Here is a 14,147-nt window from a genome sequence, read left to right as displayed (position 1 = left end):
CAAAATTTTAACGACAAGCCTTTTTTTCTGCTGGATTTTTATTTTTTTCCAAAGTATTTCACCTAATCAATCAACCAGCCAGGCAATCAGGCAACATTCAAGGAGGGATCATCACATGGAAGCAGCAGTGGAAATTGAAGAAAACATAGCGGAATCGGCACCCACGAAAAAACATCCTCCCGGACTCAAACTGCTTTTTTTCACGGAGATGTGGGAACGATTCAGTTACTATGGATTGCGGAGTTTGTTGATCTTGTATTTAACCGCCAGTCTGGTCAGCGGCGGTTTGGGATTTGATCCTGCGACCGCATCGATGATTTACGGCTTTTACACCGGCGCTTGTTATTTCACACCGCTTGCCGGCGGCTGGCTGACCGACCATTTCATCGGAAAACGCCTGGCCATCACCATCGGGGGTGTCACCATGGCGCTCGGAAACCTGGTGCTGTTCATTAACCAGAGTCAGGCGGCGTTATATATCGGACTGGCGCTGATCATCCTGGGGAACGGTTTCTTTAAACCCAATATCTCCACCCTCTTGGGCGAACTTTACAGCGAACAAGACAAACGGCGCGATGCAGCGTTTACGATTTTTTACATGGGCATCAACCTGGGCGCCTTGTTTGCCCCGCTCATTTGCGGTTTTTTGGCCGAAGATTTCTTTAAAACCACCGTCAACGGAGTGGTGCAATACGGCTTTAAATACGCTTTTCTTGCCGCTGCCATCGGAATGATCGCGGGACAACTGGCTTTTAACCTGTTGGGAAAACGCTATTTGGGGGACATCGGGATGAAACCGGCCGGCAAGAAAACGGCCGCCAATCCCAAAGCCAACGAGCCGTTGACCAAAAAGGAAAAACAACGGACGCTGGCCATCATCCTCATCACTTGTTTTGTCGTCTTTTTCTGGGCCGGTTTTGAACAAGCAGGAAGCTCCATGACGCTTTACACCCGGGACTTTATCGACCGGACCCTCTTCGGATGGGAAATCCCCATTTCCTGGTTCCAATCGGTCAACCCGTTGTTTATCATTCTGCTGGCACCCTTGGTTTCCATGCTGTGGACCAAACTGGCCAACTCCAAGCGGGGAGATTTGCCCGTTCCCATCAAAATGGGGCTGGGAATGGTTCTTTTGGGCACAGGCTTTTTGATTCTGATGGCTGCCGTGCTTCAAACCGGCAGTGATGCGGAACATATCACGGTCAAAGCCAACCTGCTGTTTATTGTGTTCACTTATTTGTTCCATACCTTGGGAGAACTTTTCTTGTCTCCGATCGGGCTTTCCTTGGTCAGCCGCATTGCGCCGGTCAAACTGGCTTCGCTTCTCATGGGAGTCTGGTTGGCCAGCACCGGGGTGGCCAATATCTTGGGCGGCCAAATCGCTGCACTGACCACATCGTTCGGCTTCATGGAGATTTTCGCCATCATTGGAGGACTGGCCATCTTCTTCGGCCTCTTGTTGATTTCCATCAACCGCATCCTGGTGCGGATGATGGACTGACCGGAAAAAGGGAGGGAACCAGGTTCCCTCCCTTTTTATCCGCCTTTTAAAATCATGACCGTTAAAATCGAACCGGCAATCACCAACAGAACCGGGGCGCGAAAAACCGCCAACAGGGCGGCGACCAGACCGCCGATCAGTCCGGTGGAAGGATTTTCGGCATCCACGCTTAAGATCCCGGGAAAAATCAAAGCGCCCAGTGCAGCATAAGGAATGAAGCCCAACCAGTCATTCACCCGTTTGGGAAAAGTGAAGCGCCCGATAATGAGGACCGGCAACCATCTCGGGATCAAAGTCACCACTGCCATGCCGAGGATGATCAAGAATTCATTCATCAGTCTCCCTCCGTTTCAGAACCAAACCTGCCAGGCTTCCCAATACGGTTGCCAGCACAATCGACCAGCCGCTGCTTGTAAATTGGCTGAAAAGGTAACAAAGAAGCATGGAAAGAACGCTGATCAACCCGATTCTCCAGTTCTTCCGCACGGATGGCACCAACAGCCCGATGAACATGGCATACAAAGCAATGGACATGCTTTCCCCGATGACCGGCGGAATAAAATCCCCGAGGAGCGCGCCCGACAAGGTGCCAAAAATCCACGATCCGTAAGCGGTGAGCATCAAACCCGCCAAAAACCCGGGACCGGCTTTTTCTTTATGAAAAGAAGCCACACTGAACGTTTCATCCGTGATCCACGAAGACAAAACCCACTTCCATTGATTCGGGACGGATTTTATTCCGTTCATCAGAGATAAACTCATGATAAAATGCCTGAAATTTAAAATAAAGGTCGCCAAGATAATCTCCATTGCCCCCACTCCGCCTGCCAACATCGACACGGCCATGAATTGGCTGGCTCCGGCATAAACCATGACACTCATCAGCACCGTGTGATAAAGAGAAAGACCGGATTGGGTGGAAATCAGGCCGAAAGCAACCGCCACCGGGAGATAACCGATGACGATGGGAACGGACTTTAAGACTCCCTCCGCAAAACCCTGTTTAATCCCCCGCCATGCTTCATGCCCCTGCTGATTGATCATCTGCTTGTCCAATCCTTTCAAGCTGATTCCACAAAAGTTTTATTTATTAGTATATTATAAGTTGATATAAAAAGACAGGAAACCGATTTGGAGCCAAAGCATCATGTTGTGCGGACCGCCGCGCCCGACCGGACGGTTGATCGGCTGCATCAAAATCTTTTTGGTCTTGCGATAAATCTCACAAACCCATCGACCTTTCCATGATAGAATAAAATGTTCACCATCACTCAAAGAAAGGAGAAGCATTCTTGAACCGGATCATGCTGTTTCTTCATCTCTTGGGAGCCGTCGGCATGGGCTTCTATTTGTTATTGCCCTTCTTCTTGCGCAAAACGTGGTTACAAAACCGGGGGGTTCTGCAAGTTTATTACTGGATGAACTTCACCGTCCAATGGATTTTGGTCGCTCAATTCGTCACGGGCCTCATCATGTATCTTCAAGGAAATTATCCGGTATTGTGGATCATCCTTGTGGCGGTTGTATTTACCGGTGTGGGCGCATTTGGCGGGATGTTCGGATATTATTGCCGGAAAGCTCCCCCGTCCTTTGAAGAGGACCGGACCGGCTGGCTGAAAAAAGTGCGCTTTCATGCCATCCTGACCTCGATTTGCATGTATCTGATCCTTGTGTTGATGAAATTCCCATATGGTTGGTAAGAAAACAGCCTCCTTTGCTCCGGGCTTAAACCCGGGACAAAGGAGGCTTTCTTCATCGTCCGGATCCACTGGCTTCTTCCGGCATCACCGGACGATCCAAGTGATATAAACGGCGGTAACGTGGCAAACAGGCAAGCAGTTCTTCATGCGGACCGATCATTTCAATCCTTCCGTTTTCAATAAAGACAACCTCATCCATTTTTTCCACTCCCGTCAAATGGTGTGTAATCCAGATCAGGGTTTTTCCGGCGGCAACCTGAAAAATCGTCGCAAGCAAATCCCGTTCCGTCCGGGGATCCAGTCCCACCGTCGGCTCATCCAAAACCATCACGGGCGTGTTTTGCAGCAATATCCGGGCCAATGCAATCCGTTGCCGTTCCCCGCCAGAAAATCGCTCTCCCGTTTCCATCATCGGGGTGTCATACCCCAGGGGCAGGGATTCGATCAGTGCATCCAGTCGGACTTGCCGGGCCACCCGGCGGACTTCTTCATCGGTCGCATCCGGTTTGCCCAGCCGGATATTATTGGCTACGGTGGTGTCAAACAAATGCGGCCGCTGGTTTAACACGGAAATCACTTTTGAAATTTCCCCGCCGAACCGGACGGCATCCACCCCGTTGATGGTCACCTGTCCGCGTTCGGGAGCCAACATGCCCCGGATCAGTTTGATGAGGGTCGACTTTCCGGCTCCGCTCCGTCCGATCAATGCCACTTTCTTCCCGTGGGGAATATCCAGGGAAATGTTGTCCATGCTCCATTCATCAGCACCTTCATACCGATGGGACACCTTTTTCAACCGGATATCCGCTTTTTGTTTCGCCTTTTGCAACTCTTCTTCCGCAACTTCCGGTTCGGATGGCGGAACGAAACCCGATCTGCCGAAACGATGTATCCTGTTCAGCGAATGGCGGTATTGCGGAATTTTTTCCACGGCTTCGGACACCGGAAGAAACACATCCGTCAACGGAAAGACAATCAACGTAAACGCGGCAATCATGGGGGCGGCAAGTTGGCCGTTTTGTGCGTGGCCACCGGCCCAGGAAACCATGAAGATCACCAGGACTCCGAGCATGACTTGTCCGACCAGCGTTCTCCACTGCTTCCAGCGCTTTAACCTTCTCTCCTCAACAGCCAACCGGTCTTCATCCGCCTCATGCGACGCAATCAATTCTGCCGACCGCCCGCTGATCACCCAATCCGAAAGCCCCATGACCGCATCCGTCCACTCCCGGTACAAACGGTTCCGGTTTTTCCTCATGCGGCGCTGCCTCACCTGTGTCACCCAAAGCGAGACAAGCGGCAAAAGAACCACCAGGAAAAACAGATACAAAGCCATCCAAAGGGCAAACGAAAGGTCAAACGTTCCCAAAGCCGCAACGGCCAACCCGTAAATCACCAGCGCGGTCACCGCCGGGAAAATCGTCCTCACATACACATCCTGCAATTGTTCGATGTCATCGGCAAGCGTCCCCAACATATCCCCTGTCCGGTAACGGGAGCGAAGGAAAAGTGCCTGCGGTTCCAAGATCCGGTACAGACAGACACGCATCTTGGCCAGAATGCGCAACACCATATCATGGCTGATCAACCGCTCCGCATAATGGAGCACCGCACGCCCGATCCCAAACGTCCGAACCAGAACGATCGGCACATAAACCATGAGAATGTTTTCCGGACGAAGCGCCGATTTGGAAATCAAAAAACCGGAAGTAAACATCAAGGCCGCCGCACAACCGGCCGTCAAAATCCCCAATCCAATGACCAGCAAAAACCGCAGACGGTGAGACCGGAGATAAGCGAAAATCCATTGTTCCTTTTTCATGCCAACCCTTCCCTTTGCGCTTGAAACAACTGATAATACAAGCTTTTTTGCGCCAGCAGCTCCTCATGGGTTCCGGTTTCAACCACTTTCCCCTTGTCCAGCACCAACACCACATCCATGTGCGGCATCCAGTGCAGCCGGTGCGTGGCCAGGAAGACGAGTTTGTTTTCAACCAAACGAAGCATCGTTTCTTTCAGTTCATACTCGGTCTCCACGTCCAAATGTGCCGTCGGTTCATCCAACAGCACAACGGGGCGGTCGTTTAAAAAAGCCCGGGCCAATGCCACCCGCTGTTCCTGGCCGCCGCTTAACGATCTGCCGCCGTTTCCGACGATTTGATCCAATCCGCCGGGCAATGTTTGAATCAGTTTCGTGAGGCCGGCGGACGCTGCCGCTTTTTCCACTTCTTCCCGGGTGGCGTCCGGCTTGTAAAACCGGATGTTGTCTTCCAAAGAGGCACTGAACAAATACGGATGTTGCGGGATGTACGTCGTTTGCCCGCGCCATCTTTCTTCCATCAAAGACGAGAGCTTTATTCCGTTGATGCAAACCGAACCGGACTCCGGCCGCTTAAAGCCGGCCAGCACATCGATCAATGTCGATTTGCCGGCTCCGCTCTCCCCGACGATCCCCACCTTTTGAAATCCTCGGATCTCAAACGACACCTTTTCCAAAGAAGCCGATCCTTTTTCTTCATGGCGAACCACAAGCGAAGTGAGCGACAAGAAGCTGTCTTTGTCCCAGACAAACGAAGCGGGAAGCTTGGCAGTGACGGGTTCTTCTTTTTGTCCGATGATCCCGAAAATCGCTTCCCCTGCTTCTTTTCCGTCCAATGTGGCGTGGTAATCCGCTCCCACCATCCGGACCGGCAAGAAATACTCCGGCGCCAACATCAGAATGGCCAGTGCCGTCGCCAGCGACATGTGTCCTTTGATCAGTTCAAGTCCCAGATGCACCGCCACCGAGGCCACGGAAAGCATGGTGAAAAACTCCAACGCAAACGAGGACAAAAAAGCAACGCGCAAGGTGCGCATGGTCGCTTCCCGGTACCGGTTGCTCACCCTTTCCATCGTGTGGCCGTGTGCCCGGCTCCGCCCGAGGAATTTCAACGTTTCCAGTCCGCGCAGCGAATCGACAAAATGATTGGATAAAACCCGAAACGAGGCCATCTGTTTTTCCGTATGCTTTTGCGCCGCCATACCGACAAGAATCAAAAACACGATTAAAACGGGCAGGGTCACCGTTAAAATCAGACCGGAGGTCACATCCAGCGTATACACATAAACCAACAGGAGGGCCGGTGTCACGGCGACGGAAATCATGCGGGGGAAAAACAGTTCCAAATACGTGCGAAATTGCGTGACACCTTCCAACACCAGCGTCACCAAGTTCCCCGTCCCTTCCCGTTTGGCAAAGCGCGGCCCGTTTTGCACCAGCTTTTTCAGGAGTTGTTTTCTCACCCCGGCTCCCGTCCGCTCCGCAAAACGGAAGGCCGATTGATCCATCAGAAACTGCATCCCGTGGCGCAGAAGGAAAAACACCAAAAACAGTCCCATTAAAACAGCTTGCTCAGCCGGCGGCTCCCCGGCAAACAAAGCCGAAACCACACCGGAGAGCCACTTCGCCGCCATGATGATCGCGACACTTTGAATGACTGTCATGATGAAAAGCTTCAAGAGGAAGCCCTTCACCCCTTGAAGCTTCAACCAATTGCGGTTCATCAATATTCCAAGTGCTCCTTTTCAGACAATCTTTTGCGGAAAATGTAGTAGTTCCAAATTTGGTATCCCAACACAAAAGGCAACAGCGTCAAAGCCACGATCGTCATCACTTTCAGCGAATACGGTCCGGAAGCCGCATTATAAACCGTCAGGTTATAGGCACTGTCAATGGAACTGATCATCACGCGGGGGAACATGCCCGTAAAGACCGAGGCAATCGCGAGGGTGATCACCGTGCCCATCATGCCGAAAGCCCAGCCGTCTTTTTTCTTTGAAATCATCGCTCCGGCCACCAGGAAAGCCGCCGTCCCTAACAGGAACGTCACGGTCAGAATGTCCCCGCGCACGTTAAACAAATCGGTTTTTAAGCAGGTCATGCCCCCAAACGCCACCAGCAACATGGCCAGCGGAACCAACAGGCGTTTGGCCAGTTTCCGCGCCCGGTCCCGCAAATCCCCCGTCGTCTTCAGCGTGGCGAACAGGAGACCGTGCACAAGGCATAAAACGGTAACCGTCACGCCGCCGGTCACGGTGTACAAGTTAACCATGTCAAACAGCCCGGCATTCAGTTCCATCTGATGATCCACGGGCAACCCTTGGATCAAACCAGCAAACAAAACCCCGAACAAAAACGGAGGCAACAAACTTCCCCAAAAAATCACTTCATCCCAGGTTTTTTTCCACTTTTCGCTGTTCACTTTCCCGCGGAATTCAAAGGAAACGCCCCGGCCGATCAAAGCCAGCAGGACGATCACCAGCGGCAAATAATATCCGCTGAACAGCGTGGCATACCAGTGCGGAAATGCGGCAAACATCGCACCGCCGGCAGTCAGGAGCCACACCTCATTCGCATCCCAGAACGGGCCGATGGCATTGATCAAAACCCTCCGCTCCCCGTCCGTTCTGGCCAGAAACTTCGTCGACATCCCGATCCCAAAGTCAAATCCCTCCAAAAAGAAGAACCCGACAAAGAGCACGGCCACCAACACAAACCACAATTCATTGAGATACAGCATGGCGTTGTCCCCCCATTTCAAACGGGTCTTCCGACTGGGCTTCCTCTTCAACGGCTACATGCGGCCCTTTTTTAATGACCCGGACAAACAAGTAAGCCATCACAATCGCCAGGATCGTGTAAATCGCCGTGAAAGCGATGAGCGAAAACAGCACTTCCCCTGCCGTCACACCCGGCGAAACACTGTCTGCGGTAGTCATGTGCCCGAAAACCGTCCACGGCTGGCGGCCGATCTCGGTCATGATCCATCCCGAAGCATTGGCGATATGCGGAAGAGAAATGGCGAAGACCATGATGCGGTAAAACCACGGTTTCACATCCGGCAGTTTTTTGCGCAAGGCCTGGTAAGTTCCGTACATTCCCAACAGGATCATCGCCACGCCGGCCCCAACCATGATCCGGAAGCTCCAGAACGTGGTTCTTACCGGCGGAATATAATCTCCCGCTCCATATGTCTGCTCATATTTTTGTTGCAGTTCCTTCATGCCCTCCACCGATCCGGAAAACTTGCTGTAGGTCAAATAGCTGAGCATGTACGGAATTTTAATTTCATATTTATTCTCCATCGTTTCCGGATTGATGACGGCAAAAACCGTCCACGGCGCAGGATCCTCACTGGTCTCCCATAACCCTTCACTGGCCGCCATTTTCATGGGCTGGGTATGCATCAGGTACTGCGCTTGCTGATGTCCGAATATTGCCACCAGGAAAGATGAGATGAGTGCAACGACAATTCCGATGTGGAAAGATTTTTTAAAGAATGGGACATCTTGTTTTTTAAGCAGCTTGTAAGCACTGACCCCGGTCACCAAAAACGCCCCGGTCGCCAACGCCCCGAGCACCGTGTGCGGGAACTCCACCCACAATTGCCCGTTTGTAATGAGGGCGAGAAAATCGTTCATTTCCGCGCGGCCTTGATTGATGGTAAATCCGACCGGATGTTGCATGAACGAATTGGCCGCCAAAATCCAAAACGCCGACAGTGTCGTCCCGATAAACACCAGCCAGATGCAAGCCAAATGCAATTTTTTGGACAACCGGTCCCAACCAAAAATCCAAAGCCCGATAAACGTCGACTCCATAAAGAAAGCCAACAACGCTTCAATGGCAAGTGGCGCACCAAACACATCCCCGACAAACCGGGAGTAATCCGACCAGTTCATCCCAAACTGAAACTCTTGGATGATCCCGGTCACCACACCGACGGCAAAGTTGATCAAAAACAGCTTTCCCCAAAACTTTGCCATGTTTTTGTACTCTTCTTTGCCTTTGACAACGTACATCGTCTCCATCACAGCAATCAAAAACACCAAGCCAATGGACAAAGGCACAAAGATAAAGTGATAAATCGTCGTCACGGCAAATTGAATTCGTGACAAAGTGAGCAAATCCATTTGCTTCTCTCCACCTTTCCCGCCAATTTGCCAATCACGTTGGCTTTAATCCTTCTCACCTTTATTATGGCATGAAGCGCTGCCAATTTTTGCGGGCGAGTATGGCTTTTTTGTGAAAAAAATCACATAATCACCCAAAGAATAAATCCCTTTTTCCACCCCGGAATTCAAGTGAATATCCTGATTTGAAATCATACATCCCCCATAATCCTTTTCCGGAAGAAAACGCATAAGAATGATCATTCATTAACAAAATGAAATATCGGGAAAGCGAAACAACCGCTGGTGTTATTTTCATTCTATTAATTCGAAAAATTATTTATATTTAAAATATAATAATAGAGCTGAACCGGTTGTTTGGTCCTTTCTCTTTTTTCCTTCCCCTTAATCACCTTAATGACGATGGAAAAAACTTGGAATTCAAAAATGAACCAACGCTACAAAATCGTCGCTGATTATCATTTACAACTGACCCTTAATCCTTTTGACGATCCCTGGCACCCCGGCACGCCTCATTTTAAATATGGCAGAAACCAAGTGGAATTGAAAATCAAGCCGCAAAAAGAGATCAAAAAATCCGTGTTCACAGGCGATGTCGAGGTTTACTTGAATGGAAAACGGTTAGATACATTTAAAAATCGAATGCTGGAGAGCGTCACCAATCATGAAAATGAACCTCCCGAATTCCTCCCCCCCTCAGCTGACGACGTTTCTGTCTTCGCCGTCACCGATTCCAAAACAAAGGAAAGTCATGTCTTCATTTTGGCAGAGATCTCTGACTATGAAATAAGGAATGAAAATGAATTGCATTACAAATATTACCGTGACGGGATGAAGGAAATGTTAACGTTTCGTTTATGGAAGGTTCGTGAAGACGGTACCTGTACAAAAGAAGAGTTCGGATATAAAGGTGGGAGGACCGATCTTCAAACTTTTCTGGTTCAATATGCAGGGCATCCGGTCGGCCGGTATACCGATTTGTTATTTGCATGGCCATCTTTCATTTTTCCAATCCTTTATCCTTATGCTACAGGATTAATCGGCTTGATTCTCATTTTCTTTGGTGTGCGAACAAAGCCGTCTTTACATTAGATCTCCTTTTTCTTTATACAATTTGATTCTTTGCACTTCTCCCCTCACCAGTTTTCGATGTTCTTTTGACAGGAACCAGGTGAAAGGCCGCCATTCCCCTGTATCCGCATAATAATTGGTGATTTTTATCCCGTGCGGTTGAAAGACTTTGGCAAACGTCAAATAAGCGCGCAATTGATGAAAGGGCGACGTCACCAGAATGATATGGGATAAACCATGCTCTTTAAGCAGATCCAGCACATACTCCGCATTTTCACGCGTATGGAGGGACTCATCTTCGACGAGAACCGCACGGGAAGGAACCCCCATGGACAAAGCTTTTCGTCGCATATATCCGGCTCCGAGACGGGTATCCCAAGTGGCGGCGGCTCTTTTAATGTCTTTTTCTTCAATCCGTCCGCACCGTGCAGCCTCCCGCAATGTTTCCAGAGAGATCAACCGGGGTTCCCCCGTTCCATTCACCTTGGCACTGAACTTTCCGCTGCAAATGATCCGGGGAGCCCATCCTTCACGATATAACCGCACGGCCGTCGCAATTTTGCCGTCCAAAAACCGGATGTTTCCCCGGGTGCCGGCAAGCACGACAATGGCATCTGCTTTTTGCAAACGGTCTCTCAACGCAAAACGTTTTCCCCGCAGGTAGAAAACAAACCAAGTAGCAAACAACATCAGGACAAGAATAATAAACACCGTCATTTTTCTCTCCCCCGCTGATCAAACCTCAGCTGAATTCTTCCTCCCTTTTTGATTTCGTCCCTCCCATTTCCTCCTTTTTGCCCCGGATATTTTGGATGGATTTTAAAGCCGGTTTTCCCGTTTGCCATTCTGAAAGATAAATGCATAATCCAACCGCATTGTAGATACAATGTGTATACAAGGCATCCCGGAGGTGATAAAATGAAAGAGGAGGAAAATCAAGGAGGAATCATGAAGATGACGACACAAGTCCGTAAATGGGGAAACAGCCTGGCCATTCGGATCCCCAGCCATATTGCCGAGATGTTGTCCATCAAGCAAGGCTCCGAATTGGAAATGAAAGTGGAAAACCAAGAGATTAAATTGGTTCCAAAGAAGAAAAAACCCACATTGGATGAACTTCTAGCCAAAGTCACGCCGGAAAACCGCCACGAGGAAATTCAGCTTGGAACCGAAGGGAATGAGCTGATTTAATGGCTGTACCGGATCGCGGGGATCTTGTTTATGTCAGTTTCCATCCACAAGCCGGGCATGAACAGGCCGGAAGACGCCCCGCCATTGTCTTATCCCCCCAATCATTCAACGCAGTGACCAAATTCGCTGTGGTCTGCCCCATCACCCGCAAAGAAAAAGGCTACCCATTTGAAGTGAAATTGCCCGACGGTCTGCCCATTCAAGGCGTCATTCTGGCGGACCAAGTCAAAAGCCTGGATTGGCGGGCACGGCAATTTACGATCAAAGGCCGGGCACCCGAAAACGTGGTTAATGATTGCATTGAATTAATCCATACCTTTTTGTCATAAACAGTAAGAAAAGCCTGTTCTTTTTCTCTCAAGCCAATTTAACAAATGAAATTATCGCGAGACGATCTCAAGGATGGTCTCTTATTTTTTGTCTAATGCTCCCCCGGGAAGTTCACAACAACCGGTTCCCCTCTGCTGCAAGCAGGAAAAGAACATGACGGAACGAATATTATATCCAATAAAACAACATTATCTTTTAAATATAAAAGGAGATGACGCTGATGAAAAAGAATTTTGGTTGGAATGTCAAAGCAAAACCACTGCCCAAACAGAATTATTTCACCCGGTCGGATTTAAACCCGCGGGGATGGGTAAATGCCAAAAAGGGCGAAAATTTGACCGGATGGACCAATCATGAGAACTGGAACGGGTCTCCTTGGTTAAAGGAACGGTAATTCTTTGATATGGTAATAGAGGGAAGAATATTTATACATATGAGGTGATCTTTGATATGCCCTCTGTAACCAGTATGAGAAATGCGATGTTATGGGAGAATGAGACATGGCAACGGAAACACACAAAGGAAATCGCCGCGCTCCGGGAACGGGACCCTTCCCGCTTTGCCAAAATGAAGGGCGACTTTTACTGTTTCGGTTGCTGGAAGCGCTACGTCCAAGAGCATGAAACGCCGCCTTCGCGTTCTGAGCTTCCCAAAGTGAGCCATTATCACTTTAAAAAAAGCAAAGAACATCATTTCCGGCTTCGCCCCAATCAAAAACACATCCCCGGATGCGTTTTCCGGGACGCCGGCTATATTCGCGAAGTGGCCCAAAGGCACGGATTAACCGTTCTCCATGATCAAGTCCTCTGTCTGCCGGACTTGGAAAAAAGCCTGCGTTTGGCCGCACCAACCCGTTCCCAAGAATCCAAACCGGCTTCCGGCAAGAAACGCCCGGAACAATCTTTTCTGTTTCAAGAGCTGTTTGACGGAATGCAGGAAGATTGGGTTCACCAACGGGTGCAGGTGGACGGAAAAACCACCGATTTGGGGCAAATGTTGTACTCTCATGAATCAGCACACCAAGCAGCCGGCTCCTATGCCATCATCACCGGTGTGGTGCAAAATCTCTCTTTGAACCGGTACCACGGCGTGGAACTGACCTTGGGACCTGATGAGAAATTGAAAATCACGGTTTCCCCGGGACACCTTTATGACCGGGATTTCCTCTCCCCGCTTTTGGGAAGAAAAATCGCGATCTACGGCAAGGTGACACAAACAGAAGATCAGCCTCCCGGGATGGAACTGATCTCCATAGAGAAACAACTGGCTTTTTTGGATCTGGATGAAAAACCTTTTCCCGCGTTTGATCCACCAAAGGTCAAAGATCAACGCTTGCACGACACCATCCATCAGGTTTTGGCCCGTTACCAAGCCCAACCGCTGGCACCAAAAGAATTTCCTTTCCGTTTTCAAACCGGACTGATTCAGCAACACGAAGAACAACGGGCGCAACTGGAAGAAGAATATGCCCGACTTGAGCGGCAAACCAAAGATTTACATCATCAACATACTGATTTATTGCAACAACAATCTGAATATGAGGAACAGAAAGAGAAATATACACAAGAAAAAAGCGCCAAAGAAGCGGTTGAAAACCAGCTGAAAAAAGAAATCCGGAAACTCAGCGGATTTTTCAAACGCCTGTTTTCCTCCGGCAAGCTGAAACAAAAGCAACAGGAACTCATCGCCGTCCAAACAGAACTCCAATACTTGACGCGCCAAATTTACGAAACCCGATCCAAAATCCAAAAGCTGGCCGATGAACAAAAAAAGATCCATCGGGAGATGGAAACGCTGAAGGCGGAGATGAAAAAAATCCAATCGGAAATGGAATCTGTGAAAAGCTCGCTGGGTTCGTTGCGTCAACATGATGAACTCGCCCGCTCTTGGCAAAAGGTCGCAAATCATGCTGAGCACTCATATCTCTTTTCATCCCATACCCGTGGCTTTCATTTTTGCCTGAACATCTCGCGGGACCAGGATAATGCCCGTTCCGTTCATGTTCAAGCCTTCCTTCAGCCTTACGAAACCGAAGGAACCGAAAAACGGTTGACGCAACCCTTCGCAAAACAAGCAATCCATCTCGAACCGGATCTTCTCAAACCATATGGAAAACTGTTCAATCAATTGAAAGCATGGATTGACAGCCAAACCGAAAACCTTGAGGGCGAAATGGCCACCACCCCCGTATAACCCAAAATAGCCGGGCTTACTGCCTGGCTTTTTTTCTCTATGAAACATTCCCTCGGGCAATTTGGGGTCACCTTTTTGACAAATCAAGAGACTCAGAATCAACAAATTTCATTATAATTAGCAAATTGAACTTTAGTTATACAATAAGAGTATGTAACCTCATGTGAAATTGAAAATATTTTAGCTGAGGGAGAGTTCATCTACAATTA

The 14,147-nt window shown here is 49.4% G+C and carries 14 protein-coding genes; 7 read left to right on the top strand and 7 right to left on the bottom strand.

Annotated elements, in window-relative coordinates:
- Positions 1-115 precede the first annotated feature (115 nt).
- A complete protein-coding gene (locus NYE37_RS05110; RefSeq protein WP_037994627.1) occupies positions 116-1,501 on the top strand; it encodes a peptide MFS transporter in 1,386 nt (461 codons plus the stop codon).
- Between the two features lie 35 nt (positions 1,502-1,536).
- Here NYE37_RS05110 and NYE37_RS05105 read toward each other — a convergent pair whose 3' ends face one another.
- Together NYE37_RS05105 and NYE37_RS05100 are read right to left on the bottom strand one after the other, a co-directional pair.
- Positions 1,537-1,836: an AzlD domain-containing protein gene (locus tag NYE37_RS05105; protein ID WP_037994628.1), complete on the bottom strand. Its 300-nt coding sequence runs from the start codon at positions 1,834-1,836 to the stop codon at positions 1,537-1,539.
- Positions 1,829-2,545 (bottom strand): AzlC family ABC transporter permease, encoded by a 717-nt coding sequence (locus tag NYE37_RS05100; protein ID WP_049720369.1) that lies wholly within the window; start codon positions 2,543-2,545, stop codon positions 1,829-1,831. Before NYE37_RS05100 ends, NYE37_RS05105 begins: the two co-directional genes overlap by 8 nt.
- A 248-nt stretch (positions 2,546-2,793) precedes the next feature.
- Here NYE37_RS05100 and NYE37_RS05095 point away from each other — a divergent pair, with 248 nt between their 5' ends.
- Positions 2,794-3,201: a hypothetical protein gene (locus NYE37_RS05095; RefSeq protein ID WP_049720370.1), complete on the top strand. Its 408-nt coding sequence runs from the start codon at positions 2,794-2,796 to the stop codon at positions 3,199-3,201.
- 52 nt (positions 3,202-3,253) lie between these two features.
- Here NYE37_RS05095 and cydC read toward each other — a convergent pair whose 3' ends face one another.
- From cydC to NYE37_RS05075, 4 genes are read right to left on the bottom strand one after another with little or no spacing between them, the layout of a single operon-like run.
- The gene (gene cydC / locus NYE37_RS05090; protein WP_062843136.1) at positions 3,254-5,023 is read right to left on the bottom strand and encodes a thiol reductant ABC exporter subunit CydC; all 1,770 of its coding nucleotides are present in this window, start codon (positions 5,021-5,023) and stop codon (positions 3,254-3,256) included.
- Positions 5,020-6,744: a thiol reductant ABC exporter subunit CydD gene (gene cydD / locus NYE37_RS05085; protein ID WP_049720412.1), complete on the bottom strand. Its 1,725-nt coding sequence runs from the start codon at positions 6,742-6,744 to the stop codon at positions 5,020-5,022. Before cydD ends, cydC begins: the two co-directional genes overlap by 4 nt.
- The gene (gene cydB / locus NYE37_RS05080) at positions 6,744-7,760 is read right to left on the bottom strand and encodes a cytochrome d ubiquinol oxidase subunit II (RefSeq protein WP_037994635.1); all 1,017 of its coding nucleotides are present in this window, start codon (positions 7,758-7,760) and stop codon (positions 6,744-6,746) included. The genes cydD and cydB overlap by 1 nt, the downstream gene beginning before the upstream one ends.
- On the bottom strand, positions 7,744-9,153 hold the full coding sequence (locus tag NYE37_RS05075; RefSeq protein WP_138614904.1) for a cytochrome ubiquinol oxidase subunit I: 1,410 nt from the start codon (positions 9,151-9,153) through the stop codon (positions 7,744-7,746). Before NYE37_RS05075 ends, cydB begins: the two co-directional genes overlap by 17 nt.
- A gap of 426 nt (positions 9,154-9,579) precedes the next feature.
- Between NYE37_RS05075 and NYE37_RS05070 the strand changes: the two genes are divergently transcribed.
- Positions 9,580-10,245 carry a hypothetical protein gene (locus NYE37_RS05070; RefSeq protein WP_049720373.1) on the top strand — a complete coding sequence of 222 codons (666 nt, stop codon included), beginning with the start codon at positions 9,580-9,582 and terminating at the stop codon, positions 10,243-10,245.
- Here the strand turns inward: NYE37_RS05070 and NYE37_RS05065 are convergent.
- Positions 10,237-10,941: a YdcF family protein gene (locus NYE37_RS05065; protein ID WP_037994643.1), complete on the bottom strand. Its 705-nt coding sequence runs from the start codon at positions 10,939-10,941 to the stop codon at positions 10,237-10,239. The genes NYE37_RS05070 and NYE37_RS05065 overlap by 9 nt on opposite strands.
- 201 nt (positions 10,942-11,142) lie before the next feature.
- On the opposite strand from NYE37_RS05065, the gene NYE37_RS05060 reads away from it, so the two are divergent.
- The 4 genes from NYE37_RS05060 to NYE37_RS05045 all read left to right on the top strand — a co-directional run bounded on the left by NYE37_RS05060 (position 11,143) and on the right by NYE37_RS05045 (position 13,938).
- Positions 11,143-11,415 (top strand): AbrB/MazE/SpoVT family DNA-binding domain-containing protein, encoded by a 273-nt coding sequence (locus tag NYE37_RS05060; protein ID WP_037994644.1) that lies wholly within the window; start codon positions 11,143-11,145, stop codon positions 11,413-11,415.
- The gene (mazF, locus tag NYE37_RS05055; protein WP_037994646.1) at positions 11,415-11,744 is read left to right on the top strand and encodes an endoribonuclease MazF; all 330 of its coding nucleotides are present in this window, start codon (positions 11,415-11,417) and stop codon (positions 11,742-11,744) included. The genes NYE37_RS05060 and mazF overlap by 1 nt, the downstream gene beginning before the upstream one ends.
- A 221-nt stretch (positions 11,745-11,965) precedes the next feature.
- Complete coding sequence (locus NYE37_RS05050; RefSeq protein ID WP_156097721.1) at positions 11,966-12,139, top strand: hypothetical protein; 174 nt, start codon at positions 11,966-11,968, stop codon at positions 12,137-12,139.
- Positions 12,140-12,225: 86 nt separating this feature from the next.
- The gene (locus tag NYE37_RS05045; protein ID WP_340711851.1) at positions 12,226-13,938 is read left to right on the top strand and encodes a hypothetical protein; all 1,713 of its coding nucleotides are present in this window, start codon (positions 12,226-12,228) and stop codon (positions 13,936-13,938) included.
- Positions 13,939-14,147: the final 209 nt, after the last annotated feature.

Origin of the sequence: Thermoactinomyces sp. FSL K6-2592 (assembly GCF_038006465.1) — a bacterium.
In the GTDB taxonomy this organism is placed as follows: Bacteria; Bacillota; Bacilli; order Thermoactinomycetales; family Thermoactinomycetaceae; genus Thermoactinomyces; species Thermoactinomyces vulgaris.
Note: the sequence above shows the minus strand (reverse complement) of the source record. Positions and strands in the feature narration are given on the sequence as shown.